Origin of the sequence: Brucella rhizosphaerae, from assembly GCF_002252475.1 — a bacterium.
In the GTDB taxonomy this organism is placed as follows: Bacteria; Pseudomonadota; Alphaproteobacteria; order Rhizobiales; family Rhizobiaceae; genus Brucella; species Brucella rhizosphaerae.
This window is the reverse complement of sequence record NZ_NNRK01000024.1, coordinates 51,390-76,948: the sequence shown is the minus strand read 5'-3', so window position 1 is coordinate 76,948 and position 25,559 is coordinate 51,390. Positions and strand designations below refer to the sequence as shown.

Here is a 25,559-nt window from a genome sequence, read left to right as displayed (position 1 = left end):
GTCTGCGTGCTGCTCATGACGAGACTCCAAAGGTAAAAAAGTGAATTTCAGAGGGAAAGGCGCTTCAGATCTTCGTCCAGAGCGAGAAGCTCAGGCAAAGGCGTTCCGGAAGCGAGGTTCGGAGCTGCGCGCCCCATCACATCGGCAGGCACCACACAGGCCGCACGAATGGCGTCTTCAAGCGGGACACCAACATGCTGAACAAGGTTAGCAAGGCAGCCGACCATATCGATATGCGCGCCGGCAAGTGAACCAGCCGCATTAACGAGTGCGCCATCACGCACTTCGATCCGCTCGCCGTAAAGCTCGAAATGATCCGGCCCACCAATGGTGGACATGGCATCAGAAACGAGGAACATGCGATCGCGCTTTGGACGTGCGCGCCAGGCGATGCCAACCATTTCCCATGTTACATGGTGTCCATCGACTATAATGCCGACGAATGCATCGCTGCCGATTGCAGTGCCGACGACTGCTGGCTCGCGCGAGGTCATTGGCGGCATTGCATTGTAAAGATGGGTGAAACAGCTGACGCCTGCCTCAAGTCCTGCTTTTGACTGTTCTGTGGTCGCATTGGTGTGACCAGCAGAGACCACGACGCCCATATCGACGATCTGGCTGATCGTGTCGCTCGGCACCATTTCTGGTGCCAGCGTCAGCATCACAGGTATATCGGCCTTGCGCAGAATATTCAGCGCTTCGAGCGTCGATGCATCCATAGGACGGATAAATTCGACACGATGCGTGCCCTTGCGGGCAGGGTTGAGATGCGGGCCTTCGATATGCAGACCGAAGAAACCATCCATTCCTTTACACTCGACAGCGGCATGAGCCGCCTGAACGATGCGCTCTGGCTCGCAGGTAATCAATGTTGGCAGAACCCAGCCAGTGCCAAGTTTGCGCAGCGTTGAAATGATATGAGCGATACCCCTGGCGCTGGTGTCTGAATTTAACATCACGCCACCCGCACCATTGACCTGCAAGTCGATGCAGGCAGGCATCAGGACATGCGGGGTCAGGTCTGGCATTTCGTCTGACTTGCGTGGACGCAGGCGATCAATGCCCGCAGCGCTGATCTCGGCCACAAGACCAGTCTGAAGCCGCCCATTGAGGAATATATAATCGGGGGCGACGAGACGGGTCATCGGCTTTCTCCAGCGTGATTGAGTGCATAAAGCGCAACGCCGCGCGCGCCCGAACTATCACCGAAACGTGCTGTTCTGATGGCGGGTATGCGGGTCGGTCCAAGCTTTTGCTTTTCAAATGCCCTTGATACGCGTTCAGCAACGCCATCCATGTTGGAGAGGCCGCCACCAAGCACAATGCAGTCCGGATCGACAACCATCTGCATCGTCAGAAGTGATTCTGCCATCAGTTCTGCCCAGTCGTTCAGTACCTGTTCTGCTGCTGCGTCACCGTTGCCAGCGCGAAGTGTCAGTTCCTGACTGGTTATTGTCTCGCCAAGTTTGATCTTTGCGATATCAGCAAGTCCGGTGCCGGAAACATAGCGCTCCATGCAGCCGGTCTTGCCGCAGCCGCAAGGGATCAAAGGCAGGTTCTGCTTGCTAAGAATCCGTGCGGGCATACCTGTATGGCCGATTTCCAGTGCAAGGCCATTGTAGCGCGGTGGAATTTCACCGTTGATGACGAGCCCGGCACCCATACCGGTGCCGACAATGAGCCCGATTACCACATCGCCGCCTTCGCCTGCCCCGCCATGGACTTCTGAATATGCGAAAGCCATGCAATCGTTCATCAGAGGAAAGCTGCGCCCGAAGTGTGCCAAAAGTGCTGCACCCACATCATGCCCGGTGATCGGAATATTGGAAGCAAAGCCGTAGCCGGTGGCCGGGTCAATCCAGCCGGGCAAGCTGATGCCAACCGGTAATTTCGCATTACCGGATGTTTCGCCCAACCATTCGATCTGTGCCGCCAGCCCTTCGATGAAATCATCGAAACTGTTCACAGGGGTTGGAATCCGTCGCGTCAGAACGGTTTCCATATTCGCGTCGAACAGGCGGCCCTCAATTTTGGTGCCGCCCAGATCAATGGCGCCGCAGATCATGCTGACCTCATGCTTCATACTGCAAAGGGGTAGATTTTTACCCCGGAAACGACGCGTGTCAGGTTGCCCTGGTCGATAAATGGATTGTCGATGTTAAGATCGAGTTCCGCTGACCAGCGGGCAGACCAGACTTGCGCCAGAAGCACATAAAGCACAGCATCCCAGCGGCTGTCACCTTGATGATTGGTGCCAGTTAGCTGAAGCGCAAGGTCGCAACCTTCGCCGCCAACGGTTGTGACGGTTGCGAGCGGAAACTGCTGAGCGATTTCGTTTGCGATATCGAGATCGTAGCGCGCAGTATGCTGATCTGGATGAATGAAGACGACGACGCGGGTGTTGCCAACGACAGAAGCCTTCGGACCATGGCGGAAGCCGAGTGTGCTGTCCCAATTGGTCATAACCTGACCAGCGGTCAGTTCCAGCACCTTGAGCGCGCTTTCGCGAGCAACGCCGGTCAATGCGCCGGAGCCCAGGAAAATGGCGCGTTCAGGATGGGGTGCAGGTGTCGCATCAAGTTGTGCAAGAGCCTTTTCGCCAGCCGTCGCAAGTTGGCTAAGTCTTGCAGCAACATCGACTGAGCCATCAATGCAGGCAAGAGCCGACAGCAGCATGGTCGTGTAGCTCGAAGTCATGGCGAAGGCGCGATCGTGGGTTGCTTCGGGTAGCACGATGACACGCTGTTCGCCCGGACCCTTTGCAGGTCGGACTGCCAAGGCGCTTTCGCCATTGCAGGTGATATTCAGACGATGTGCCTTCGGGAAATGTTCGTCCAGAAGATCGAGCGTGGCTACGGTTTCGGAGCTGTTGCCGCTGCGACCGAATTGAACGACCAACAGTTCTGCATCGTCGGAAAGTGTTTCTGATGGATTTGACACGATGTCGGTGGTTGGGACAGCGGCCAGAGCAATTGCGCCAGTTTTGGTCGAGGCCAGAGCCTGACCGATGAAAGCCGATGTGCCAGCTCCGCTGAACACGATACGCTTGATACCCTTGGCGGCGATCCATTCGCGAATTTCAGCCGACTGCGCCGCAAGCGGCTTTGCCCATGCCTGCCAGATACCTGGCTGCGCATGAATTTCCTGCCAGGTGTGGCTAGTTTCCAGTGTGGTCATTGACGCAGTCCTCATGAGTACTGATGAAGTGTACACCGCGTTCGCGGATGCGGTCGGCTATTTCGTGGTTCGGCTCGAGATCGGTCACGATTGTCGTGATCCGATCCATTGCACAAATGCGATGCAGACGTGGCTTGCTGAATTTGGTCTTGTCGGCCAGCACGATGATACGTCCTGACGCTTCAATCATTGCGCGGTTCTGATGGGCTTCGTCTTCCAGAAATGTGCTGACGCCGGTTTCTGGATCAATGCTGTCCGCACCCATGACGAAAGTGTCGAACCGCATTTCCGAAAGAGCCGTATCAACCAGTCGTCCGGTAACAGACATGGTTTCGCGACGAATGCTGCCACCCGTCAGCATAACCTGATGCTGCTTGTGGCCGAGTACGGTTTGCGCAACGTCGAGGCTGCGGGTCATGATGATAAGTGGTGCAAGCTTGCCAAGATGCGCCGCGAGACGCTCAGTACTGGAGCCGTTATCGAAGAGCACAGCCGTATCGCCTTCAAGCAGATGGACTGCCTTGCGCCCGATCGCATCCTTTGCGCTGAAGTTAACCGCGCGGCGATCAAGCGGATTGGGTTCAACGCCCGAAGTCGCAAGGCCGGGTCTCTGAGCAAGTGACAAGGCGAGGTCTATACGAAAATCAGCAAGACCGGCATAGCCAAAGCGCTGACAGAACCGGATGAGCGTTGGCTCCGAAGTGCCGAGTTGATTACACAGTTCACGTGCCGTGGAGCGGATAAAGCCAACCGGATCGGTTTCGATCAACAGCCATATGCCGCGCAGCTTCGGAGTGAGTTCCGGCACTGCTGCCTGCACAGTCTGATAGAGGTCTTCGATCGGTCGCAAATCCAGCCCTTCCTGGGGTCTGCTGAGAATTCGTCGGGGAGGCATGCTTTAGCGTCTTAATTTTCTACTGAAAAGAAAATTTTACTTCAACACAAATTTTAAGATCAAAATGTTTATTTTAACACAAATTACCTTAGCTATGCTCAAGTGTGGCGCGCAGTTCCGCTACCTTGTTTGCCGCTGTGCGGGTTGCACCGGGAAGGGCGAAGCCGAAATGCAGTAAGGTCTGATCGGCGGGTAGCGGCGCGCTACACGACGCATGAATTTCGGTGATGCCCGGCAGGGCCGCAAGGATTGCAGGTAGTGTGTCGATATTGACGCCGGAACCTGGCATGATGACGATCTCGCCGCCGGACGCTTTCTGCATGACAGCTAATCTATCCAAACCAGATACGGCTTTCTGTGCGCCGCCGGAAGATAGAATGCGGTTGATGCCAAGCTGTTTGGCAATCTCAACAGCGTCCACGGCATCTGGCGTCAGATCGATTGAGCGGTGCAGCGCGATATCAAGGCCATCAGCGGCTTTCACGAGCCGTTGCAAGGCAGGCTCGTCGAGCCTGCCATCGGGCAGATTCGCACCGATCACAATACCCGAAAGCCCAAGCTGTCGGGTTGCGGCAATTTCGGCTTCCATAATTTGCAGTTCGTCCTCGGTCCAGATGAAACTGCCCGCGCGGGGGCGTATCATGACCATGATTGGTATAGGAGCTTTTGCGGCGAGCCGCATGAGGCCTATTGACGGGGTAAGACCACCAATGGCAAGTGCCGAGCAGAGTTCGATACGATCAGCGCCGCCCTCGATTGCAGCGGTCAGGCCTTGCGCATCATCGACACAGACTTCAAGCAATATTCTGTTCAAGCTCATTCCCTTTTCAGTTTCTTTTATGCTCGACCCTGGCCAGAACCGCGACACCGGCCAAGCCTGCAATCGCTCCCATGATGGTCACAGTTCCATAGCCGGAAAAGCTTGTACCGATCGCAAAGAGTGCCGTGCCTATTCCACCAGCAATAAACATGTTGATCGCAATCAGGGAAGCCGACAGACCGGGCCGGTCGTGAATGATGCCAAGCAGATAGCTGATCGGCTGACTTACGATTGCCGCAGCTCCGATACCCCCAATCGCCGATGCGGCATAAATCTCCCATCGGGTGGACAGGAATGCAAGCCAGACCAGATAGATTGCGTAAAGCACGGATGCGGCGAAGAAAATACTAATCTGACTGGCTTTGCGCCCGATGCGGGCCCAAACCAGCATAAGTACGGCTTCAAGGGCTGCAACAAAGCCCATGACCATGCCGACATCTTCAATTGTTCCACCGCCTCGCCCGGTGACGATAAGCGGCAGGGCTATAGCATTGAGATGCAAAACAGAGGTGATGAGCGATGTGCCGATAAGTCGGGCGATAACACCGGGCGACGCCAGACGTTGCAGATCTGCGAGGCTTGAGGATTTGGCACTGCGGTTCTCAACGCTGATTTTGTGATCGTGCGGCATCATGATGACGATCGAAATGAAGCAGCAGAGCGAAAGCAATGTTGCAAAGGCGTAGGCGGTCAATGGCGATCCTGTTCCAGAGAGGATCAATCCGACAAGACCCGGCACAAGAATCCAGGCAATTGAAATAGCCATGCGAACGATAGTGATCGAGTCGCCAAGTTCCAGCGGTGTCATACCGTTTGAATGATTGCGGATATTGGCAAAGAGAAGCGTGCTGACGACATTGAAAAGTGCAATGGGACCGATAGTTGCCAGCGCGAAAACCCATAAGGATGGAAACAGCCAGACAACGCCAAAACCCAGAACACCAAGCGCCGTGACAAAGAGCATTGGTGCACGATAACGCCCGAAACGATCTGAAACGAGGCCGATTGCAATGCTCGCCGCCAGATTGGCAATCACAGCACAGAACGCCACGATGGAATAGCTGAAGTCGCTCAGACCAATGACGCGAATGCCGACAAGTGGCTGATATGGCGTGGTGGCCGCACCTGCAAAACCGTAAAATAGAATGGCAATCGTGCTTGCACGCACGATTGGATATTGCCGGACAAGATCAGAACTTGATGTCGACATTGACGGTATCACGCTTTTGCGGGTGCTTTTATCGCTGATGATAAAGCTTTAAAGCGCATACCGAAAAATGTGAAATGGTTTTCGGGATATGCTCTAACCGAAATTACGCTTGTCTGATGGGTAGCTGTAGTAAAGCGGGAATATCAGCCCATAGGGGATGATGGAAATTTCCGTCACAGGTTCACGGTCAGGGCTTTTATAAGCCCTGGACCGGTTTTGTTGTCTGGCTTGGCTTTCACTGGACAGGGCAACAATGATCGATCCCCAGACAATGAAGGGAAGCAAGGCTATAGCGATATAAACATAGCTTGTGTAATCCATCCCACCATGATGACCCGGCTGATTTCGCTGAACAAGAAATCCGCTTCTCAAAGGCGGATCGTTTTTAGCTTTCTTTTCTCAAATCTTCCGTCAGACGCTATTCTGCGGCGACCATGGCAACGCCCGTATCGATGGTGAAATGGGTTGGGCGCAGCGATACATAGCCATTGCGGATTTCAAGAACATGCGAATAAACGCTTTCGCCGTTTTCCAGCGTCGGCAGCTTTTCCTCATGCATGATGCTGATGACAATCGCGTCAGGGCAACGTGTCTTGAGTGCCGTGTGGAAACGCAGCTTTGATGCAGGGTCGAGCGCGCCTGTGGCTTCATCCAGGAAGATAATTGCAGGCTTGTGGAGCAGGATACGAGCGAGCACCAGCTTCTGCTTCTGGCCGCCGGAAAGCACCATATCCCACGGCGAGCCATCCGCATCCGGATCGTTCATGCGTTCGATAAATTCGCCAAGACCTGCTTCATGGAGAACCACGGCGATAGACAGGTCGTTGAATTCGCTCGTGTCATCGGGAAGGCAGACAAGCTGCTTCAGCGACACGGATGGAAACTTGGCTTCCTGCGGCGCATAGATTGATACAGCCTTTTGCGGATAGATGATTTCGCCGGTGCCGTAGGCCCAAAGTCCGTTGAGCGCTTTGATGAACGAGGTTTTACCCGAACCGGATTCACCACGCATATAGACCCAGTCACCACTGCGGATATTGATCACGCCGGAACGCAGGAATGGCGCTTCACTATCAGGCCCCTGCATCAGTGTGAGGTTGCGAACGGAAAGTCCAAAGCGCGGGTGCTGCTTGGAGAAGGTGAAGCGGTTGACGCCAGAACTTGCATAGAACTCGGTTGGGTCCTGCACATTGTCGATTGCTTGTGCGAGGCCGGTGACACGACCGGCATTGGCACGCAGATTGGCAATCGCCGGCATGACCTGAATGAACCACGAGCAATCGTTGATCATCGCTGCCACAAGTTCAGCGCCCGTTACATAATTGCGGAAGCTGACAGCGCCGCTCATATAGGGAATGAGGCCCGGTATATAGGCGATGATGCGGTTGGACATGAAGCCATAGGCTTGCGAAAAGGCAAGATAGGCGGCATCGAAGCGGTTAAGTTTGTTCCAGGTGCGATCAACGTCCTTGTAAAGACGCTTGTTGACAGAGCGCTGCACGCCTTCGCCTTCGGACGCGGAAATCTGGAAGCTGCGGCGCAGAAGTGTCGTCCACTCACCACGATAGGAGCCTTCTGCTTTCTGCATGCCGAGGTTGAGCCGCTCAAGCTGACGCCCGATCTTGATCGCGATCAGTGTGCCAATTGGCACGTAAATAACGATTGCTGTGAAGGCAAGAATTGCCCCGCCATAGGAACCGAGGAACTCCAGTCCAGTGACTTCGGTCGAGATCTCCAGCAGCTTCTGACCCACAAAGAATGCAGAAAGCACAACGCCAACAACACCCATGACAAGGCCGATAGCCCCGCCTGTCATGCCTTTAATGGATTCCTGCAGGCGCTGGTCGACATTGTCAGGAAGGTTTGCACCTTTGCCTTGCTGCAGATGAAAATGAGTATGATTGCTATCAAGCAATGCATTGGAGAAACTGTCATTAAGCCACTTGCGCCACTTGCGATGCAATGTCGTTGACAGGAGATGCCGAAATCCAACCAGCATCACATCTTTGGCCAGCATCAGCAGGATCAGAAGCCCTGCATTCATGGCAATTGCTGTCAGCGGATTTTGTACCGGCGCACTTTTCACATTGACGATAGAGTTCATCAGCAGGCCGGAAGCTTCAGCAACCCAAACGGTGGTCTTGCTGATAAAGGCCGTGAAGATGAAAATTGCGATCGTGAGGCCCCAGGCTTCCTTCCAGCGGTCGGATACCCAATAGGCGCGCATAAGGCCCCAGAAGGATGTCATCTGAGACACGGCAGAGCTGTTCCTTGCCTGCAAGGACTGCTGATTTATCTGCCGTGTTTTTTCCAATATGCACCTCGTATCGATATTGCCTGCCACCGCGATTGTAACGCTTTGTAACAGATTGCAACAAACTGTGGTTAACGAAGTGTTAATAGTCAACACAAATGGCGATCACATTTGCGGATGTAAATTGAAACACAATGCAAGCGGCTGAAATCGCTAGGCTAATGAGAGCCGATAACCTGTGCGGAAAATGCTTATTTTCTCAGGTGTGGCTCACCGAACACGCCCATTTTTCGGGGGCGATCGTGAAAATCGCTGAAGCAGCTTTTTCGTGACGCGAAGCAACTCATTCGGCATGCACGGCGAGGGGGCGTGTATGCCCAATATGCCCGAGACAAAAATTGACGGGCTTTATCAACTATATCGAATCCGTTTGATCCCAATCAAAGATACTGGCTGCGAGTAGGGCTAGATGTTTTCAGCGAGGCTTTCCCGGCACATCGTGACGCCGTGAAGACCAGCCCATGGAGATGAGATTAAATGCGTAGATTTGCAATCCCGTTCGCAGCTTTCGGTCTTTGCTTTGCGATGGCAGTTCCTGCTTTGGCCGATAATATTGAGGTTCACATGCTCAATAAGGGTGCAGACGGTGTGATGGTTTTCGAGCCTGCTTATATCAAGGCCAATCCCGGCGATACGATCACCTTCATTCCGGTCGACAAGGGCCACAATGTCGAATCGATCAAGGACATGATCCCCACAACAGCGGAGAAGTTCAAAAGCAAGATCAACGAGAATTACGTATTGTCGGTAACAGAACCCGGCGCATATCTGGTGAAATGCACGCCGCATTACGCCATGGGAATGGTTGCCTTGATTGTTGTGGGCGAGAATCCCGCCAATCTCGAGCAGATTGTTTCGGCCAAGAAACCTAAGCTTGTTCAGACACGCCTGGACAAGGCAATCGCCAGCGCCCAATGATGTGTTGATAGTGACGTGTTGATAGTGATGCTTTCAAAGATCGATGTGTGACAGGCCGCCGGTCAGACGGCCCATTCCACATCGGTTGTGAAAGCAATGGTCAGCCAGCGGTCCGGCCCCTCGCCACCGAGAGCGTCACCGATTTCATCGCGCAGCGCATCCCATTCCTCCAGCTTTTTAGCGGGCTGATCGGGAGGGACGATGAAGTAAAGTTCGATTTGTTTGCCGCGCCCCACCTTGGCGACATAGGCGCGGTAGGATTTGAAGCCGTAACGCTCGACAACCTGTCGAGCTACGGCATCAACATGTTGCTTGAGATCGACAGGCGTCACCAGCAGCATGTCGGCCAGTGCCTGTTTGATCGTTGCGACGGGCATGGGAATGATGATGATACAAACGAGCGCAAGAACCGCCGGATCGATATAGGGCGTTATCCAGTCAAGCTCTGTTCCCTGAATGGCGTAGCCCACGGAAAAGGCGACGAGGAGGGCGGCAGTAATGCCGCCAGACATGATCCATGCTTTGGCATCAAGCGCGATGAAATCGGATCTGAGTTTTCGGTTGGCGCGAATCTCGAGCCACGCCATGCCCAGACATGCAATGAGCGCGACGACGGCATAAAAAATCGCATAGCTGAATTCCAGATCACGTCCACCATCCATCAAACTGCCGATGGCATTGATAAGCGCATAGATGGCAACACCTGTCAGCATGATGCCATTCAAGCCCAATACCATGGGCTCCAGATGCCAGAACCCCATTGTGAAACGGTCGCGGAGTTTCCCGCGCGGAGGTTCCGCCAAAGCAGATAATGCAATGAGCCGGGCAACAACGAGCGCAAGACCACTCATTGCGGCATCGGCCAGCATGTAAACACCATCAAAGACAATAGAAAATGAGCCGGATAAAAGACCAAAAACGACGCCAAAGCCAGCGACGATAATAGTAACAGCTATAGAGATTTGAAGAATAGATTGTTCACTGCGCAATTTTTACTCCGGATTGACACGCAGCGCGCGGCAATAGACGCGGGAGATGGGAATGCGAATGCCGGGCTGCGGCCGAAATCTACCGGAATATTCAGGCGGAGGCAAATTAGTGTTTATTGTAAATAGGTTTTGGACGAGATGCGCATCAGATCAAAGTTTCAGAGCGGCTCCAATTGCCAGGTGTTAACTGGAGCCGCCCCGGAGTGTGATTACTTATCCTTGGTAAATGTGCTGTCCACTTCGCCACGGAAGAAGTCGCGGCCGTAAATGAGCAGGCAAAGAACAACGCCAGTTGCGAATGCCCACGCTGCGCCACGCGTAGCAAGCACAGCGCCCACGATGCCGGCGATGCCCAGGTCACGCTGCGAGCGTGCTTCGAGAATGCCGACGCGCACGGACACATAGCCCTGAATAAGCAATGTCAGTGCAAGGGCTACACCGAGGATCGGCTGAACGAGTGTTACGATTGGCATCAGGAGCAAACCGGTATTGGTTCCCCAGCGGAAAGATCCGGCACCGCCAAAGAGCGAATGCATTGCCTTTTTGCCTTGTGAGAAACGCTCGACGATAACCACATGCATGGCTGACCAGAGAGGGCCGCACATGCAAACATCTGGTCCAAGCACACTCATGGCCGCATTGCGCCCACCGAAGATCAGGTGCGCGCGGTCGGGACTGTAGTCGATTTTTTCGTCAGGACGGGCTTCATCAGCCTCCTTCAAAATGGCACGGCTCTGCAAAACGTCACCGAAGAGAACAATATATGCAGCCAACATGGTTGGAATGGCTGTCAGGAACATCGATAGCGGCGGCATTCCGAGACCGAAGATTGTGTATTCACGCCAGAGCGTACCGAAATCCGGGCTTGTAAATGCCCACTCGATTTTCGGCCATGAGGCCTCGCCAAACAACGGAGCAATGATCACCGCCAGCAGGATGATAGGGAAGATACCCAGCTTGCCGATGGTTGCCAGAACGGGATTGCTGTTTTTGATGCGTGCAAAATGGCGGGAGAAAATCACATAGAAGCCAAGGCCGACGGCGATGCTGATCGTGAAGGGGAAACTATCGAAACGGCCCCCGACATTGAATACGGTGATTACGGCGGCAAAACCTGCCCCAACGATAACCCCGGCCTTGATTGCTGATGGGATCAATTGCACGACGCGATGTGCGAGACCGGTCGCCCCGATAAATATCGAGAATATACCGAGCATCATTTGAAACGCGACGAGTGCATGCACACGTTCCGGGCCTTCCGGGAAAGTGGCGCAATAGGCCATCAGAAGCGGAATGGCCGGCGTGATCCAGCCTGGCACCACAGGATCACCCAATAGATGGTGAGTGAGATAGAAAAGGCCGTTTAGAATGACGACTGCAAGGGCCACCTCGAAAGGCATGCCGAGGAGTTCCGTCATCAATGGAATGGCGGACAGGTCCACAGCACACATGAGCAAGCCCTGAAAATAATCAGGCCACTCGATTTTGTAGTGAACGAAAGGAAGTCGGATTTTGAAGGGTCCGGCAGGCCAATATGGCTGCTCCTGACCGTCGATGCGTTCAGTGCTCAAGATTTTACTCCATAAGGACGAAACAGAGCTTCGGAAGAGTGGCTGATATCAATATCGGATGAGTACAACTCATTGGATATTGGCTAAGCCCGTGTGGCGACTGAACCTTTTCAAGGCGTGATGCGTCAGCATCTTAGCGCCTTGGTATAATAGAGCCTGCTCTTCCGGGATGCTGTTTCTAAAGCTTTAGCTATTGGCTCAGAATGCTTCGCGATAGAGCGCCAAAGCATCCGCTTCAGTGACATCGACTGGATTATTACCCAGCAGACGGGTCTGAAGCATTGCATCGCGCGCCAGCATTTCGAGGCTTTCTTCGGTCACATCGACATCGCGCAAACGGCGTGGTGCGCCGGAGCGGTTCATCAGATCCTCCATGTAATCAACGAAAGCCGCCGAGCGTTCTTCGCTCGTCCCTTCACTTGTTCCAAGCAGGAGATCGGCAAGTTCTGCATAAAGAGGAGCAGCACCTGCCATGTTGAAGCGAAGGACCGGACCAAGCATCAGCGCATTGGAGAGGCCGTGCGGGACATGATAATGACCACCCAGCGGATAAGCCAGCGCATGAACAGCACCAACAGGGGCGTTGGAGAAGGCCTGACCGGCATAGTTTGCGCCAAGCAGCATGGCTTCGCGGGCATGGCGGTCCGTGCCGTTTTCGCAAGCAGCAACCAGATTGGCTGAAAGCAATTTAAGCGCTTCGCGCGCAAAAGCATCGGAAAGCGGGTTTTTCTTGATGCGACTTGTATAGGCTTCAATGGCATGGACCATGGCATCAATGCCGGTCGCCGCCGTGTGAAGGGCGGGCAGGCCGCAGGTCAGTTCGGCATCGAGGATGACGAAATCAGCATAAAGCTGACGGGATACGACACCCATCTTGGTGGTTTCGCCTGTGGTCAGGATCGTGATGTTGGTCACTTCCGAGCCTGTGCCCGCAGTGGTCGGGATCTGGATCAGTGGCAGGCGGCTGCCCTGTACTTTGCCAATACCGTATAGCTCGGACAGTTCCTGCGCGGATACAACCAGCACGGCAGCCAGTTTCGCTATATCCATTGAGGAGCCGCCACCGAGGCCCAGAACGATATCGCAATTGGCGGCTTTTGCCTGATCAACACATGCGAGAAGCACCGATTCTGGCGGATCAGCGACGACATCGTCAAAAATGCTGATGCCGAAGCCCGCTTTTTCAAGCGAAGCGAGAGCTTCGTTCAGGACGCCAGCCTTATGCAGGCCCTTGTCGGTCACAATGAGGATTTTGCGTTCGGAGAACCGTTCGCCCAGAATCTCGCCGAGACGCTTTGCAGCCCCCCACTCAACGAACATCGAGCCGACCGTGTCGAACGAAAATGGCTTGATCCCTTCAGTCATATTTCCACCCTTATCCAAATTCCCCAGAGCCGAGGTCTCTCATTCCTCGTCGGCACGCAGGCGCTGGGTTTGTGAGCGGGCCGGCTTTCGCACGAGGAAAAGCCGGTCCGACAGTTTCCCGATGCAGCCGATGCACCGGTCGGTTTGAAGAGATGCTTGGGAGGACCTCTTCTTAATTGTTCAACCTATTGAACAATGTTCAGGATTATTAGATCGATACAGGAAATGGAACAGGACTGTCAATTTATCCCTTCGATCAACATGTGTTGTCACATTCCCGAAATGCGTGGTGGACGGTTTTGGGCTGTGGCTAGTAAGCTAGCGATGACATTATGCGGATCGGCTTGGGAGGGCTTTACATGGACGTGACGATTATAACGGGAGCATCGGACGGTATTGGTGCTGAGACAGCCCGGCAGATTGCTTTACGCGATGGAAATCGGGCGGGGCTCGTTCTTGCCGCACGCAATGTCGAGAAACTGCAAGACCTGGCTTCTGAACTGGAGCAGTCGGGTAGCAAAGTTCTGATCGTGCCCACTGACGTGACGGATCGTAACGCCTGCATTGCGCTTATAGAGAAGACGGTTGCTGCTTTTGGGCAGATCGACACGCTGATCGTCAATGCAGGCATGTCTGCCCATGCCAATTTTGCCGAAATCAGACCGGAAGACCTGCAATGGATGCATGATCTGATGGAGCTTAATTATTGGGGCAGCGTCTGGCCGATTCATGCAGCTCTGCCACATCTTGCCAAAACCAAAGGCCGTATTGTTGCCGTCTCATCGGTCGCGGGGCTGATCGGTGTGCCGGGGCGGACAGCCTATAGCGGTACAAAGTTTGCATTGTCCGGCTTTTGTGAGGCTTTGCGTTCGGAGTTGGAGCCAAGCGGCATATCGGTGACGATTGTTTATCCCGGTGTGGTCAAAACGGACATACGTAAAGTCGGGTATGGCGCGAGTGGCGGCGCTTTGGGTATGAGCGGCGTGCGGGAAGGCGATATGATGTCTGTCCAACAGGCAGTAAGGTTGATGCTGGAGGGAATCAGTCGACGCAAGCGCGAGGTATTGATGACCCGGCAGATGCGATTCGGGCGCTGGCTGAAACTGATTGCACCATATCTGGTGGATCGGATGGCTTTGAAGGCTATAAAGCCGGAGTTCCGGCCTAAGCCTATCGGGTCAAATGAATAAAGGTTCGGAGATATCCCTGCTATTCACAGGCGAGCCTCAATAACGCCCATATTTAATTTTTTTGAACCGTCTATCCATTGACGACTTTTTAACTTCGAGTACTATATCTTGTGTTCAAGGCCCTTGCGATTCGTAAGGGTCGAAAAGCGAAAATGGCAATACGGTGCGTTTCATTCATGATGAATGTGAGCAATATCGTAGTTGTCCCGCATCTGTAAGCGGCAAGCTTTAAGTCCATATGTCACTGGTAAATTCCGGTAAGAGGGACAGAGAGCGATGAGTCGCGAGCCAGGAGACGTGCCTTGAACATGAACGTCCACGGGCGAGATGTCCGGTTGGCGCGCAATAGGGTGTGGCAGAGTTTGTCATGTCTGTTGCTGCCCCCGAATATCTCTCCAAAGTTTCGGGGTGACACACATGTCGAGTGATTTGAGGCCTAACATTTCCGGTCCACCCTTTACGGGCTAACGTGTCTGGTTTGCCGTTTAGGTAAGCCGTGTTTGTCAAACTTCCGAGTCTTTATTGCGCGCATTTTGCAATGCGTGAACGTTTTTTCGCGTCTTCATCTTTGTAAGACGCAACCGATACAATCTATCCCCAGTGAGGAAAAAATGAACGTCACCGTCTATAGCAAGCCCGCCTGCGTCCAGTGCACCGCCACCACTCGCGCGCTCGACCGTCAGGGCATTGAATATGATGTCATCGACATTTCTGCCGATGCTGATGCGTTCGATCTCGTTCAGGGTCTCGGCTACCGTCAGGTGCCGGTTGTTGTTGTGGGTGAAACCCATTGGGCTGGCTTCCGCCCGGATATGATCAACGCACTTGCTTGATGAAGTATGACTCCAAAATCGGGCACCCGTTTTGGAGTTAAGACGTGCCTTGAAAAGGAACTAAAGTGCATCATCTGTGGTTCTGGTAAACGAGATGCACTTTAGCCAATCGCCGTCGGGATTTCGCAATGGGCAACATTATCTATTTCTCCAGCCGTTCAGAGAACACGCATCGCTTCGTGATGCGGCTTGGCATGCGCTCACAGCGCATTCCGCTGGAGAGCTATGAAGATAATACTGGCCTCCTGCGGGTCAATGAGCCCTTTGTACTTGTAACACCGACCTATGGCGGCGGTGGCGCGAAAGGCGCTGTTCCCAAGCCGGTCATTCGCTTTCTTAATGATGCGGATAACCGATCCCTCATTCGCGGCGTCATCGCCGCAGGTAACAGCAATTTCGGTGAGGCCTTTGGTCTCGCCGGTAAGATCATTTCTGCCAAGTGTAAGGTTCCCTATCTCTATCGCTTCGAGCTTTTGGGAACTGACGAAGACCTTGGCAATGTTAAAGACGGGATGGAACGATTTTGGACACGGCAGACACAACCTTGACCCGTGAGCGCGAGACGGTCGCCTCATCGGAAAAGCACGAGCCATCAGCGTCGGCGGCAGGCAAGGCTGCGAAGCTGCCGGAGACCGGGCTGGACTATCATGCGCTCAATGCGATGTTGAACCTTTATGACGATGAAGGAAAAATTCAGCTTGAATGCGACCGTCAGGCCGCGCAGCAGTATTTTCTTCAGCACGTCAACCAGAACACCGTGTTCTTTCACAATCTGCGTGAAAAGCTCGATTATCTGGTTACTGAAGGCTATTATGAGCGGGAAGTGCTGGACCAGTACGCCTTCAACTTCGTGCGCGATCTCTTTGATCATGCCTATGACAAGAAATTCCGCTTCCCGACCTTCCTCGGTGCGTTCAAATATTACACCAGCTACACGTTGAAGACCTTTGACGGTCAGCGCTATCTTGAGCGCTATGAAGACCGTGTCTGCATGGTGGCGCTTGCGCTTGCGCGTGGCAACGAACAGCATGCGCGTGAGATGGTTGATGAAATCATTTCGGGCCGCTATCAGCCAGCAACGCCGACCTTCCTCAATGCGGGTAAAAAGCAGCGCGGCGAGCTCGTCTCGTGCTTTCTTCTGCGCGTTGAAGACAACATGGAGTCGATCGGTCGTTCCATCAATTCCGCCTTGCAGCTTTCCAAGCGCGGCGGTGGCGTGGCACTGAGCCTGACCAATATCCGTGAATCCGGTGCGCCGATCAAGCAGATCCAGAACCAGTCGTCCGGCATCATTCCGGTGATGAAGCTCCTGGAAGATTCGTTCTCCTATGCAAACCAGCTCGGTGCACGTCAGGGTGCGGGCGCAGTTTATCTGAACGCGCACCATCCCGACATCATGCGCTTCCTTGATACCAAGCGTGAAAATGCCGACGAAAAGATCCGCATCAAGACGCTGTCGCTTGGCGTGGTAATCCCGGACATCACGTTCGAACTCGCCAAGAATGACGAGGATATGTACCTCTTCTCGCCTTATGACGTTGAACGCGTCTATGGCGTGCCGATGACGGAAATCTCCGTTACCGAGAAGTATCGCGAAATGGTCAATGATGGCCGTATTCGCAAGAAGAAGATCAATGCGCGTGATTTCTTCCAGGTTCTGGCAGAAATCCAGTTTGAATCCGGCTATCCATACATCATGTTCGAAGACACGGTGAACCGTGCCAATCCGATTGATGGCCGCATCACCATGAGCAATCTCTGCTCGGAAATTCTTCAGGTGAGTGAAGCCAGTGTCTTCAACGAAGATCTGTCCTATGAGCACCTCGGCAAGGATATCTCCTGCAACCTTGGCTCGCTCAATATCGCAGCAGCGATGGACAGCCCGGATTTCGGCAAGACCATCGAAACCTCGATCCGCGCGCTGACCGCTGTTGCGGACATGAGCCATATCGGTTCGGTTCCGTCCATTGCACGCGGCAATGATGAGAGCCATGCGATCGGCCTTGGCCAGATGAATCTGCACGGCTATCTCGCCCGTGAGCGTATTTATTACGGTTCGGACGAAGGCGTCGATTTCACCAATATCTACTTCTACACGGTGGCCTATCACGCAATCCGCGCTTCCAATCGCCTCGCGGTTGAACAGGGCGGCTCGTTCAAGGGCTTCGAGAAGTCCAAATACGCTTCCGGCGAATATTTCGACAAGTATACCGATCAGGTCTGGGAGCCTGCGACTGAGAGGGTTCGTGAAATCTTCGAGACGGCTGGCATTGCCATCCCGACACAGGAAGATTGGCAGGAGCTGAAAAAGGCCGTCATGGAAGGCGGACTTTATAACCAGAATCTGCAGGCCGTACCGCCGACAGGCTCGATCTCCTACATCAACCACTCGACCTCTTCGATCCATCCGATTGTTTCCAAGATTGAAATCCGTAAGGAAGGCAAGATCGGCCGCGTTTATTACCCGGCTGCCTTCATGACGAATGACAATCTGGATTATTATCAGGACGCCTACGAGATCGGACCGGAAAAGATCATCGATACCTATGCGGCTGCTACCCAGCACGTCGATCAGGGCCTGTCGCTGACGCTGTTCTTCCGTGATACCGCCACCACGCGCGATATCAACAAGGCACAGATCTATGCCTGGAAGAAGGGTATCAAGACCATTTATTACATCCGCTTGCGCCAGATGGCGCTAGAAGGGACGCAGGTTGAAGGCTGCGTGTCCTGCGCCCTATGACCAAGGTGAAATCCATGAATATGCAATTCAAGTCCAACTCGGCCAAGAAGCCTGGTCTCGTGCGCGCTATCAACTGGAACCGCATTGATGACGATAAGGACCTCGAGGTCTGGAACCGTCTGACAGGCAATTTCTGGCTGCCGGAAAAAGTGCCGCTGTCAAACGACATCCAGTCGTGGGAAACGCTTAAAGCTGAAGAACAGCAGCTGACCATCCGTGTTTTCACGGGCCTTACGCTGCTGGACACAATTCAGAACGCGGTCGGCTCGGTCAAGCTCATGGACGATGCTGCAACGCCACATGAAGAAGCCGTTCTGTCGAACATCTCCTTCATGGAAGCGGTTCACGCGCGCTCCTATTCGTCGATCTTCTCGACACTGTGCCTGACGCCAGACGTTGACGATGCTTATCGCTGGTCGGAAGAAAACGAGTTCCTGCAGAAGAAGTCGCAGCTCATTCTAGATAATTACCGCTCTGACGATCCTCTCAAGAAGAAGATCGCCAGCGTGTTTCTGGAAAGCTTCCTGTTCTATTCGGGCTTTTATCTGCCTATGTATTGGTCGAGCCGCGCCAAGCTCACCAACACAGCTGACCTGATCCGCCTTATCATCCGTGATGAAGCCGTACACGGCTACTATATCGGGTACAAGTTCCAGCGCGCAATCGAGACGCTGAGCGAAGAAAAAAAGCAGGAAGTCAAGGATTTCTCCTTCGATCTTTTGCTTGAGCTCTATGACAATGAAGTGCGTTATACCGAAGCGCTTTATGATGGCGTTGGTCTGACCGAGGACGTGAAGAAGTTCCTGCACTACAATGCGAATAAGGCATTGATGAACCTGGGTTACGAAGCGCTCTTCCCGGCTGAGGCCTGCAAGGTCAATCCGGCGATCCTCTCAGCGCTTTCGCCAAATGCTGACGAGAACCATGACTTCTTCTCGGGCTCTGGTTCGTCTTATGTCATCGGCAAGGCTGTCGCGACTGAAGACGACGACTGGAATTTCTGATGTATAAAAAAGCGCGCTGTGAAAACAGCGCGCTTTTTTAGTTTCGATCCTAAAAAGAGATCAGCCCTTTGGGCTCAGATCCATAGAGAACCATTTCTCAGACATTTTCGAGAGCGTCCCATCGGACTGCATTTCGCCAAGTGCTTTGTTGAGCTTTGCTTTGAGCTCCGGTTCATCCTTGCGCAGACCAATACAAACATTCGTTGCCTGAATGCCGCCCACAAGAAGCGGGCCGGTGATCTTGAGCGCACCATTGCTTTTTTCAGCACGGTCGCGCGCAAACACGACATTGTCATACTGACCGTCGAGGCGGCCGGATTGCAGATCGAGCTTGACCTGTTCGGAACCCTTGTAAGAGCGAACCTGAGCGGCATCGCCAAAATTCTGCTCAACAAATTGCAGCTGGCTCGTTGAAAGCGAAGCGCCCAGCGTCATGCCTTTCACTGCTTCCTTGATATCGGCGATGGCCTTCTTGCCTTCTTCGGTATCGGTGTTGAGGCTTTCTCCCGTGTGCGGAAGATTGGCAAGCGGACCTTCGGCAGGGACGAGGAAGGTATTTGGCGTGATCACATAAGGGTCGGAGAAATCGATAACCTTACGGCGCTCTGGATTGGGGCCCATTGTCAGGACGACGTCAAATTTGCCAGCGAGAAGCGATGGAATCTGGCCATCCCAGTCCTGCGCCACGATATTGCATTCAAGCTCAGCCCGCTTGCAGACTTCCTTAATGACATCAAGATCAAGTCCCTGAAGCTCGCCGCTGGGCGTGGTCAGATTGAAGGGCGGAAAAGCACCTTCAACGCCAACGGTTACCGTTTTCCATTCTTTGGCAAGAACGCTGCCGCTGTAAAAAACGGACAAAGTGCAAAGGCTGATAGCTGCGATTTTTTTGAACATAGTTCCCTCGTTCTTATCGATATCGGGATGCGGTCTTCTGCTGAGAACCATTTTTCGCACCCGTCTCATCAATGAGTGTGGACCTGCTATCGGGTGATGAAAAGCAGAATATTGTTCACATATATGAATTTAATTCCGATTTTGTGAACGAGGCGATGGCGCAGGACAAAGCGGTATCACCCGGCCCGAATCCCGGACCAGGTGCAATATCTTGATCAGAAAAACCAGTCGTATCAGCCGTTTAGCGTCGCATACCGCGCAATGTCCGCATGTGTTGCGAACCAGATATCCTTGTGTTGACGAATGTGGCCAATCAGCTCTTTGAGTATCCAAATCCGCGACCGATGGCCGATTATGTCGGGGTGCATGGTCAGCTGGAAAATCCCGCCTTCTTCATAGGCCGCATCAAACTCGCGTATGAATATCTGGAGAATATCATGCGGCGCGATTTGCGGGCGCAGGCCGCCCCAACGATCCATCACAAGATAGGCCGCATCGTCGCGAATCCATTCGACAGGCAGTTCGGTTACACCAGAGGGTTCACCGTTGAGCAGCAGCTCATAGCAGTCGACATCGGCCATGAGGGATGAGTCATAAATCAGGCCCATCTCGGCTGTGATTTGCAGCGTGTTGTCGCTGAAGTCCCATGATGGTGTCCGGATGCCGACAGGACGAACTCCGGTAATCTTTTCCAGAGCATCAGCGGATCGATGCTGAAGATCACGTTCGGTATCGCCGTCGAGCAGGGTGTTGCGCTCATGAATCCAGCCATGCAGGGCAATCTCATGGCCTTCGTCGATCAGGGCACGCTGTTCTTCAGGATAATGTATTGCTGAAACCGCAGGCACAAAGAACGTTGCAGGAATATTGTCGCGGCGCAAAAGCTCGCGAATGCGTGGAATACCCTGTCTTGGTCCGAACTGGCCTTGCGAAAGGGCCGAAATAGAGCGGCCGCCGTCACGCAATTCAAACGTATCATGGTCGGAATCAAACGACAGGCCAACCGCGCATCTGGCACCTTCAGGCCAAACAGACGGTTTCAGACTGCGTCCAGCGCGCGCGCGGTTCATGATGGTCTGCAGCCGTTCTTCCGGCCACGTCCATGTTGGAACAGGTGTTTCTGTGGTCATGTTGTTGGCCCTCCACTAACCGACAAGGTCTGCCCGGTGATCCAGCTCGCATAGGGGGAAGCCAGGAACAGAACGGCGTTTGAGATATCTTCCGGCAACCCGATCCGGCGCAGCGGAATTTCATTGAGCATCGCGGCCTGGCCGTCGTCTCCATATGAGGCCCACTGACGTTCGTAATCGGGGCTTGTGCGCAGGAAACCGGGTGCGACGGCATTCACATTGATGCCGAATGGCCCAAGTTCATGACCAAGCTGGCGCGCAAGACTGATGAGAGCCGCCTTGGCGCTGGCGTAAGCTTGAATCCCGGTCAGGCTGACACCGAGACCGGCACCGCTCGAAATGAAGACCATTTTGCCTGAGCCACGGCTTTTCATCGCCGGGACGATGGCGCGCGCAACGAGAAAAGCGCCGCGCACATTGATATCATAGATGCGATCCCAGTCTGCGGCGGGCACATCTTCCAGCGGGCGCTTTTTCTGACCCAGAACACCACCGGCCACATGTACGAAAACATCGAAGCCGCCTTCGGCCTCGGCCTCAGATGCCAGTTTCGCGATCGCGGCCTCATCGGTTACATCGAGATGAACTGCGCGAATTGATCCACCGCGTGCAGGACGCGCTTGGCTGACAAGGGTTGCGAGTTCGTCGTCAAGAACATCGGTGGCGGTCACATGGGCGCCATCGGCGGCAAATGCCTCGCATATTGCACGACCAATTCCCCTTGCGGCACCGGTCACCAGGACTCTTTTTTCTTCGAAATGAATGTCCATTTTACTGCTTGTCTGTTGTGGATGGTTTGTGTCCGAGGCGCGCGCTCAGTTCGCTCGCATGCTTGACCACAGCGTCGATCATGCGCTGTCGGCAAGCGGTGAAGCGTGATGAAATCGTAGCCATATTGAGTGTTGCGATAACCTCGCCGCTGGCGTCAAACACCGGCGCAGCAACGCCCGAGCCGCCAATAACGGCCTCTTCATCGCAAATCGCGTAACCGTTCTCGCGGGTCGCATCGATGATACGGCGGATTTGCACGCGGTCGATCACGGTCTTGTCGGTCAGGGGAATGATGCGCTCTTTTGCGAGATAGCTCGCAGTCTTTTCCGGCTGCCAGTGTGCGAGAAGGACGCGTCCCATTGCCGTGCAATATGCGGGGTCTGAGCCAGTGAGATCGGAATCAAAGCGCACGACCTGATGGCTGGCACTCTTGGCGAGAAGCTTAACCCGGCCATCTTTGCGGCGCGTGCCGAGAAACACGGTCTCCCCTTCAGTGTCGCGCATGGCATCCATGATCGGCTGTGCTGTGGCAATCAGATAAGCGTCGCTGCCGCTGCACCAGCCGGGACCGTTCCGGAATGTATCATGAATTTTATAGGATTCAGTGTCGTCGCGAACGACATAGGCGCGGGCCACCAATGTGGCGAGCAGATTGAAGGTGCTGCTCTTGGGATAGCCCAGCTCCGCAACGATTGCTTTCAGCGTTACTGGTTTGTGGGCGCGCGCAAGGAACTCAAGGATTTCGAGAACCCGAACCGCGGATTTCACTTCGCCGTTATTTTCAATGTTCATATATGTGAACCAAATTCCTGTTGTGGAATAATGTGACAGACATACCATCACATGGCAACACAAAAGGAGCACGTTTTGAAATGAACACTGAAAACAAGGTTGCCATCGTCACCGGAGGCGCGCGGGGCATCGGAAAGGCTTGTGCTCTTGATCTGGCGCGTGCCGGTTATCACGTCACACTGGTCGATTTGCTGGAAGCGGAACTGGCGGATACGGCTGCCGAAATCGAAAGCCTTGGTGTGCGTGCGCTGCAATGTGTTGCGGATGTTTCGAGCCATAAGCGGGCAGGCGAAGTTGTCGCCGAAACCGTTGATGCGTTCGGTCGTGTCGATTTCCTTCTCAACAATGCCGGGCGTTCCGCACCTGTCGGCATTCTTGATATTTCGGAAGACGAATTCGACCGCGCCATCGCGATCAATCTGAAAAGCTGCTTCAACTACATTCAGCATACTGCACCACATATGCTGAAGCAGGGCGGTGGCCGGATTGTTTCGATGTCGTCGCTCAATGCCTATTCAGGCGGCGTGACGGCTGCGGTCAGCAAGTTCGCTTATGCGGCAGCAAAGGCCGGTATCCTTGGCATGACTCGTTCACTTGCCAAGGAACTGGGACCAAACATTGCTGTTAATGCCATTTGCCCCGGTGTTATTCGTACCGAGATCGATACGAATGTGACCGAACGTGCGGATGAAGTTATCAGGGGTATCGCGCTGGGACGGCTTGGCTGTGCCGACGATGTTGCCCGTCTGGTAACTTTTCTGGCGACCTCCGAGCCTTGTTTCATCACGGGACAAGCATTCACGGTTGATGGCTTCCAGTTCAATGTTTGAATTTTTGCGCGCGAGACATGGATGAAGTTGAGCTCGAAAGCGCTCACCTACCCATCGGAGGCTGTGTCGGTTCTCACCGGGACGGCCTTCGGTCGGGGTCTTACTTGATCTTCTCTTGCAAGAGATTTCGCGTTCATGTTCGCACAAGTGCTTATCAATCCGGCAACTCTTGCTGGCCATAATGTCGATTTTGAAGGGGCTTTTGAGCAATTTCACTTATATCTGTTGCCACAAGTTTAGAGTACCTCTAGTGGATTGAATTTGGCGTTTGAATGCCGGCTGACATACACGCTGTTTCAAACGTCAAATTCGAAAAACCCACTGGATTCATGAACTTGCTAGTGGTCTGATTCCGACATTTGTCCGGCACTTGTAACAGCGCGATGCAAATGTCGAAATCAGACAACTAGTACAGCTCGGGAGGAGCGCTCTCTTCTGTGGCGGCAGTCATATCGGATTGTTTCAGCCATAAAAGCCGATAAAGCAGAAGCCGGAATGTGGGACTTCTCTATTGTCCATGATCTGCTTCTTCCGTCCAAAATGTTAAAACCTGAGCCGAGAGCGTGAACCTCAAGTTGAAGAACCACCACGACATCTGGGATATTGTCGACGCGAAAAGCGCCGCCTATTTTGAACTGAGCGATGCGGTTTGGGATACCCCGGAAACGAATTTCGAAGAATATAAGTCCAGCGACGCTCATGCAGCGATGTTGCAGGCCGAAGGCTTTCGCGTCGAGCGCGGTATTGCTGGTCTGCCGACCGCTGTAATGGGCGAGGCGGGCGATGAGGGTCCGGTCATCGCTATTCTAGGTGAGTTCGACGCGCTTCCAGGGTTGAGCCAGTTTGCAGGCGTTGCCGAAGAACGACCAATTGATGAAGGCGGCAATGGCCACGGCTGCGGCCATAATCTGTTGGGTTCAGGCTCGTTGCTGGCAGCAAGTGCGGTCAAGGATTACCTCGCTGCTCACGGCATCAAGGGTCGTGTACGTTATTATGGCTGTCCTGCCGAAGAAGGCGGGTCGGCCAAGGGGTTCATGGTGCGCGAAGGCCTGTTCGACGACGTCGATATCGCTTTCTGCTGGCATCCGGCACCTTTTGCTGGTGTGAACGATCCGGTTTCACTGGCCTGCAACGAAATCAATTTTCACTTCACGGGTCGCGCCGCCCACGCAGCTTCTGCACCGCATCTGGGGCGCAGTGCGCTTGATGCGGTCGAACTGATGAATGTCGGCGTCAATTATATGCGTGAGCATATGCCGTCTTCGGCACGCATTCATTATGCCGTCACGGATACGGGTGGATTTGCACCCAATGTCGTGCAGGCAAAAGCCAGTGTCCGCTATCTGATCCGCGCGCGAAACCTGCCGGAAATGCAGGTGCTGCTTGAGCGGGTTAAAAAGATTGCCGAGGGCGCTGCCTTGATGACCGAAACTTCGGTCAGGAGCGAGATCGTCAGCGGTGATGCTAATCTCGTTGGCAATGCACCGCTGGAACAGCTGATGCAACGTGAGCTTGATCGTCTTGGCCCGCCAGTTTTTGATGAGCAGGACCGCGAAACAGCACAACGCTTTCAGGCGACACTGTCAAAAGAAGATATTTCCGATGCGTTCCGAAGGTTCGGGGTTGAACCCAAGGCAGAACTTGCGCTTTGCGAAGGCGTCTATGAGCTTTATAAGGGCGATAACTCGCTCGTCGGCTCGACGGATGTGGGAAGTGTAAGCTGGGTTGTTCCGACTGTGCAGATGCGAGGCGCAACTTGTGCAATCGGAACGCCGCTTCATTCATGGCAGATGGTGGCGCAGGGTAAACTGCCCGCGGCCCATAAGGGCATGGCGCATGCGGCAAAGATTATGGGAAGTACGGCTATCGAGCTGTTCCGGAATCCGGAGCAGATTGTCGAGGCCAAAAAAGATCATGAGAAAAAGCTCGGCGGTGCCGTTTTTGTGAATCCTATCCCCGATAGTGTTCAACCTGCCTTGCCTGTTTCTGCTAAAGCGCATCCCGAAAAGTGAAAGCGGTTTTCGGATAAGATGTGCGTTGGATTAAAATATCAAGACACGCGCTAAATTCAGTACCAGCCTAAAAGAGATTTCCGGAAAACAATATGACG

The 25,559-nt window shown here is 53.8% G+C and carries 22 protein-coding genes and 1 riboswitch; of the genes, 8 read left to right on the top strand and 14 right to left on the bottom strand.

Translation table 11 applies throughout. From position 1 onward, the window contains the following. Window positions 1-47: 47 nt before the first annotated feature. The 7 genes from nagA to CEV32_RS07530 form a co-directional block, all read right to left on the bottom strand. On the bottom strand, window positions 48-1,145 hold the full coding sequence (nagA, locus tag CEV32_RS07565; protein ID WP_094575796.1) for an N-acetylglucosamine-6-phosphate deacetylase: 1,098 nt from the start codon (window positions 1,143-1,145) through the stop codon (window positions 48-50). Then, a complete protein-coding gene (locus CEV32_RS07560) occupies window positions 1,142-2,065 on the bottom strand; it encodes an ROK family protein (protein ID WP_235818762.1) in 924 nt (307 codons plus the stop codon). The genes nagA and CEV32_RS07560 overlap by 4 nt, the downstream gene beginning before the upstream one ends. A 14-nt stretch (window positions 2,066-2,079) precedes the next feature. After that, entirely contained in the window at window positions 2,080-3,177 is a 1,098-nt protein-coding gene (locus CEV32_RS07555; protein WP_094575793.1) for an SIS domain-containing protein, read from the bottom strand. Then, window positions 3,158-4,027 carry a DeoR/GlpR family DNA-binding transcription regulator gene (locus tag CEV32_RS07550; RefSeq protein WP_094575792.1) on the bottom strand — a complete coding sequence of 290 codons (870 nt, stop codon included), beginning with the start codon at window positions 4,025-4,027 and terminating at the stop codon, window positions 3,158-3,160. The genes CEV32_RS07555 and CEV32_RS07550 overlap by 20 nt, the downstream gene beginning before the upstream one ends. 133 nt (window positions 4,028-4,160) lie before the next feature. Further along, a complete protein-coding gene (locus CEV32_RS07545; RefSeq protein ID WP_208620822.1) occupies window positions 4,161-4,886 on the bottom strand; it encodes a copper homeostasis protein CutC in 726 nt (241 codons plus the stop codon). Window positions 4,887-4,899: 13 nt separating this feature from the next. After that, on the bottom strand, window positions 4,900-6,102 hold the full coding sequence (locus tag CEV32_RS07540; protein ID WP_094575790.1) for an MFS transporter: 1,203 nt from the start codon (window positions 6,100-6,102) through the stop codon (window positions 4,900-4,902). 418 nt (window positions 6,103-6,520) lie between these two features. Continuing rightward, entirely contained in the window at window positions 6,521-8,359 is a 1,839-nt protein-coding gene (locus CEV32_RS07530; protein WP_094575788.1) for an ABC transporter ATP-binding protein/permease, read from the bottom strand. A gap of 534 nt (window positions 8,360-8,893) precedes the next feature. On the opposite strand from CEV32_RS07530, the gene CEV32_RS07525 reads away from it, so the two are divergent. Beyond that, entirely contained in the window at window positions 8,894-9,334 is a 441-nt protein-coding gene (locus tag CEV32_RS07525) for a pseudoazurin (protein ID WP_094575786.1), read from the top strand. A gap of 62 nt (window positions 9,335-9,396) precedes the next feature. On the opposite strand, the gene CEV32_RS07520 is transcribed toward CEV32_RS07525, so the two are convergent. The 3 genes from CEV32_RS07520 to CEV32_RS07510 form a co-directional block, all read right to left on the bottom strand. After that, on the bottom strand, window positions 9,397-10,323 hold the full coding sequence (locus CEV32_RS07520; RefSeq protein ID WP_094575784.1) for a cation diffusion facilitator family transporter: 927 nt from the start codon (window positions 10,321-10,323) through the stop codon (window positions 9,397-9,399). Between the two features lie 209 nt (window positions 10,324-10,532). Then, on the bottom strand, window positions 10,533-11,894 hold the full coding sequence (locus CEV32_RS07515; protein WP_094575782.1) for a hypothetical protein: 1,362 nt from the start codon (window positions 11,892-11,894) through the stop codon (window positions 10,533-10,535). Between the two features lie 198 nt (window positions 11,895-12,092). Further along, entirely contained in the window at window positions 12,093-13,259 is a 1,167-nt protein-coding gene (locus tag CEV32_RS07510; RefSeq protein WP_094575780.1) for an iron-containing alcohol dehydrogenase, read from the bottom strand. Between the two features lie 359 nt (window positions 13,260-13,618). On the opposite strand from CEV32_RS07510, the gene CEV32_RS07505 reads away from it, so the two are divergent. From CEV32_RS07505 to nrdF, 5 genes are all read left to right on the top strand, one after another. Then, a complete protein-coding gene (locus CEV32_RS07505; protein WP_094575778.1) occupies window positions 13,619-14,449 on the top strand; it encodes an SDR family oxidoreductase in 831 nt (276 codons plus the stop codon). Between the two features lie 100 nt (window positions 14,450-14,549). Then, window positions 14,550-14,768: riboswitch (cobalamin riboswitch) on the top strand. Between the two features lie 292 nt (window positions 14,769-15,060). Continuing rightward, window positions 15,061-15,282, top strand: coding sequence for a glutaredoxin-like protein NrdH (gene nrdH, locus CEV32_RS07500; RefSeq protein WP_094575776.1), 222 nt, complete (start codon window positions 15,061-15,063; stop codon window positions 15,280-15,282). A 128-nt stretch (window positions 15,283-15,410) separates the two neighbouring features. After that, window positions 15,411-15,830: a class Ib ribonucleoside-diphosphate reductase assembly flavoprotein NrdI gene (gene nrdI, locus CEV32_RS07495; protein WP_094575774.1), complete on the top strand. Its 420-nt coding sequence runs from the start codon at window positions 15,411-15,413 to the stop codon at window positions 15,828-15,830. Continuing rightward, window positions 15,806-18,025, top strand: a complete 2,220-nt coding sequence (nrdE, locus tag CEV32_RS07490; RefSeq protein WP_094575772.1) for a class 1b ribonucleoside-diphosphate reductase subunit alpha — start codon at window positions 15,806-15,808, stop codon at window positions 18,023-18,025. The genes nrdI and nrdE overlap by 25 nt, the downstream gene beginning before the upstream one ends. A gap of 14 nt (window positions 18,026-18,039) precedes the next feature. Next, window positions 18,040-19,029 (top strand): class 1b ribonucleoside-diphosphate reductase subunit beta, encoded by a 990-nt coding sequence (gene nrdF / locus CEV32_RS07485; protein WP_094575818.1) that lies wholly within the window; start codon window positions 18,040-18,042, stop codon window positions 19,027-19,029. Window positions 19,030-19,089: 60 nt separating this feature from the next. On the opposite strand, the gene CEV32_RS07480 is transcribed toward nrdF, so the two are convergent. The 4 genes from CEV32_RS07480 to CEV32_RS07465 all read right to left on the bottom strand — a co-directional run bounded on the left by CEV32_RS07480 (window position 19,090) and on the right by CEV32_RS07465 (window position 22,619). After that, window positions 19,090-19,926, bottom strand: coding sequence for a transporter substrate-binding domain-containing protein (locus CEV32_RS07480; protein ID WP_094575816.1), 837 nt, complete (start codon window positions 19,924-19,926; stop codon window positions 19,090-19,092). Window positions 19,927-20,159: 233 nt separating this feature from the next. Next, window positions 20,160-21,056: a polysaccharide deacetylase family protein gene (locus CEV32_RS07475; RefSeq protein ID WP_094575770.1), complete on the bottom strand. Its 897-nt coding sequence runs from the start codon at window positions 21,054-21,056 to the stop codon at window positions 20,160-20,162. After that, the gene (locus CEV32_RS07470) at window positions 21,053-21,793 is read right to left on the bottom strand and encodes an SDR family NAD(P)-dependent oxidoreductase (protein ID WP_235818761.1); all 741 of its coding nucleotides are present in this window, start codon (window positions 21,791-21,793) and stop codon (window positions 21,053-21,055) included. The genes CEV32_RS07475 and CEV32_RS07470 overlap by 4 nt, the downstream gene beginning before the upstream one ends. Window positions 21,794-21,827: 34 nt before the next feature. Beyond that, window positions 21,828-22,619, bottom strand: a complete 792-nt coding sequence (locus CEV32_RS07465) for an IclR family transcriptional regulator (RefSeq protein WP_094575766.1) — start codon at window positions 22,617-22,619, stop codon at window positions 21,828-21,830. Between the two features lie 80 nt (window positions 22,620-22,699). Between CEV32_RS07465 and CEV32_RS07460 the strand changes: the two genes are divergently transcribed. Together CEV32_RS07460 and CEV32_RS07455 are read left to right on the top strand one after the other, a co-directional pair. Next, a complete protein-coding gene (locus CEV32_RS07460) occupies window positions 22,700-23,449 on the top strand; it encodes an SDR family NAD(P)-dependent oxidoreductase (RefSeq protein WP_094575764.1) in 750 nt (249 codons plus the stop codon). A 563-nt stretch (window positions 23,450-24,012) separates the two neighbouring features. Further along, window positions 24,013-25,461: a M20 family metallopeptidase gene (locus tag CEV32_RS07455; protein WP_094575762.1), complete on the top strand. Its 1,449-nt coding sequence runs from the start codon at window positions 24,013-24,015 to the stop codon at window positions 25,459-25,461. Window positions 25,462-25,559 lie beyond the last annotated feature (98 nt).